The 2,274-nt window shown below is 50.1% G+C and carries 2 protein-coding genes; one reads left to right on the top strand and one right to left on the bottom strand.

Annotated features, from left to right (window positions below):
- Positions 1-667: 667 nt before the first annotated feature.
- On the bottom strand, positions 668-844 hold the full coding sequence (locus BLV04_RS25210) for a hypothetical protein (RefSeq protein WP_175534798.1): 177 nt from the start codon (positions 842-844) through the stop codon (positions 668-670).
- Positions 845-1,187: 343 nt separating this feature from the next.
- Here BLV04_RS25210 and BLV04_RS25205 point away from each other — a divergent pair, with 343 nt between their 5' ends.
- Positions 1,188-2,024 (top strand): FkbM family methyltransferase, encoded by an 837-nt coding sequence (locus BLV04_RS25205; RefSeq protein ID WP_175534797.1) that lies wholly within the window; start codon positions 1,188-1,190, stop codon positions 2,022-2,024.
- Positions 2,025-2,274: the final 250 nt, after the last annotated feature.

The following is a 2,274-nucleotide window of genomic DNA, read 5'->3' as shown; positions in this document are numbered from 1 at the left end:
CGGAAGACGTGAGACTTAAACCCTTGATGGATTAGGCTGCTTGTGACCCATGCGGACCCATGCGAACTACCTATCAGCGGACACCCTCTCCGCCATTTAGTGTATTTTCCTCCTTATTAGTCAGATAGTTAAAAAAACGGGGTCCTTGCCGTCCCGCATTGCGTCCCCCACCCTGCGGGGGCTTAGGGCTGTTTCGGGGGTCTGCGAATCCTGGCGCGTCGCGATCTCTTCGGGGCGCAGGTGGGTACGATTTTCCCTCGGACAATGTCTTGCATGGTGCCTCGGGGTCAGCTCGGAGGACCAGGGCCAAGACCGGTTGCCTCGAACAGGGTGACACTCGATCCCCGTCCCGCGCCCTAGCTCCCCGCCCACGATTGTAACAGTCACTCCGGATTCCTCAAGGCAACCCGCTCCCACACGAAAGCTGAAGACCTTGAGGCTGGTCAGAGCCCCGGAACCAGCGTATCTCGCCAGGATCGATCACTTCTTGATCGGCTGTGCCTGCCAGCCCCGAAAATCGACACCTCAGACTTCTTCTCGCTACCATGCCTCAGAGCCTCTAGGAAGCCCCCAGAGACGTTTGTTCGTCCCGGCAGGGTAAAACGGTCCCGGCAGGGAAAGGAGGTGTGCCGGGCGCGCCTTTGTCCCTAGGAAGCGTAGGGAGGGCTTAAGGCTTGGCCTTGGCGGCGTCCTCTGCTTTCGTATGGTCCAGCATGGCTCGGACTTCCTCAAGCTCGGCGGGACTCGGCTTTTTGCCGGTCAGGCTGGTATACAGGTCCATAAGAGAATTCAAGTCCAAGGCGTCCTCTCCAGGATTCAAAGTTAGGGTAGGCTTATCGTTCATGTACCCACCTCCGGTTTTGCCAACAGGCCCTATGGTAAACCGAGAAAGCGGTTCGGCTAGAGCAACCAGCCGACGCCGTCCTCGATCGCCTCGTCCAGTGCCCCTAAAAGATCAGTTTGACTGGAGACTTGATGCGCAAACATGCCGCTGCCTTGGCAGACGACCCCGCCCTCGCGTATACTACATCCAACCCATATCGCGGGGGCCACTTCCGATTAGCCGCTTTGGATGGAATAACCGGTCGCTCACCTTGTCCTTCAGTGACCACTTTCGCCGAAATACACACTTTAGTCGTTGCAAAACCTTCATGTCGAGTTCTAAAGGACGCAAAGCCGAGAACATCATGCCATCGTTCATATACTCTATTACTCGATGTTATCCTTTTTATAAAGGAAGGGGTAGGTTTGCGTTGTCTGGCTTTCAACGAGCAGGTAGCGACATCTTGGTAGAAACTCAATTGCAGTCGGGTCCGAGAATTTATGTTTATTCTGATGACTACATAGGGCGAATGGTATTGTTTTTCGGAGATTTAGACCCCTTTGTGACGAAATTTGTACTCCAGAATATTTCTAGGGGAGATGTTGTAATCGACGTAGGGGCGAATCTTGGCGTTATCACATTGGCGGCTGCAGCAGCAGTCGGTAGTAATGGTAAAATCATCGCTATTGAGCCAAATGCCCTTCTCGTTAGCGCCTTAGAGAAATCAATCGAATTGAATGGTTTTCTGAACGTTGAAATAGTTAACAAGGCACTATCAGACTATTCAGGAACAGCTACGCTAACTATTCCCGATCGAAGCTTTGGTCAAGCAGCTATCTCTGAGTCTGGCGGAAAAGGTGAAGTTTGCGATGTAACACTAATGGACGAACTCCCGCCACAAAAGCACGTTCGTTTGCTTAAAATCGATGTAGAAGGGCATGAGGCTAGGGTTCTAAAGGGAGGGTTGAACTTTATTTATTCTCACAATGTTGACCTAATTTTATTTGAATCTCATCACACAAGAAGCCCGTTCCTAGAGAGGGAAGAGGTTCTTATCTTACACAGACTTGAGTATAGGATCTTTGAGTTGAGGCACGGAGTATATATGTCTCCAAAACTTATCTCCACAACCGATGACAACTACCATCCTAGATCATTTGACTTTGTGGCAGTAAGGTCGGGCGCACAATGGAAATCTTAAAGTCAAACATTCATGACAAACTGCATATGGGTAGTAGGCAGAAAATACGAGACGTCTTAGACGAAGTTCTAATACTTGCCTACAAAGAGGATACGTCAAAGCTTGTAAACGCCTTCTCAAAAGAAGGCATTTCTTCTCTGGTCATAAGAGCAAAGTATACCTCTTATAGGCACAAACTGCACTTTCCTCATGTCGACTCTCAGCAATGCTCGATAACATTTTGACTCCGAGTTAAACTTGTCGCTACCGA

The sequence above is a fragment of the Thiocapsa roseopersicina genome (genome assembly GCF_900106925.1).
In the GTDB taxonomy this organism is placed as follows: domain Bacteria; phylum Pseudomonadota; class Gammaproteobacteria; order Chromatiales; family Chromatiaceae; genus Thiocapsa; species Thiocapsa roseopersicina.
This window is presented reverse-complemented; position numbering and strand designations above follow the sequence as displayed.